This window comes from Paenisporosarcina sp. TG-14 (genome assembly GCF_000297555.1).
In the GTDB taxonomy this organism is placed as follows: Bacteria; Bacillota; Bacilli; order Bacillales_A; family Planococcaceae; genus Paenisporosarcina; species Paenisporosarcina antarctica.
This window is the reverse complement of record NZ_AMGD01000109.1, coordinates 1-233: the sequence shown is the minus strand read 5'-3', so window position 1 is coordinate 233 and position 233 is coordinate 1. Positions and strand designations below refer to the sequence as shown.

Below are 233 nucleotides of genomic sequence, written 5' to 3'. Positions count from 1 at the left end.
GTCCTACTCTCACAGGGGGAGACCCCCAACTACCATCGGCGCTAAAGAGCTTAACTTCCGTGTTCGGGATGGGAACGGGTGTGACCTCTTTGCCATTATCACTAGACTAATGAGTGCTTGTTCACTCAAAACTGGATAAACGAGCCTGATGAGATTTACAAGCTTTTTTTAAAAAATATATGCTTGTTCACTCAAAACTGGATAAACGTTCATTGAAAGCCATTCAATCTTTA

General features: G+C 42.1%; 1 rRNA gene. It reads right to left on the bottom strand.

Going from position 1 to position 233, the window contains the following annotated elements:
* A 5S ribosomal RNA gene (gene rrf, locus C406_RS0118845) occupies positions 1 to 106 on the bottom strand; the annotation flags it as partial.
* Positions 107 to 233: the final 127 nt, after the last annotated feature.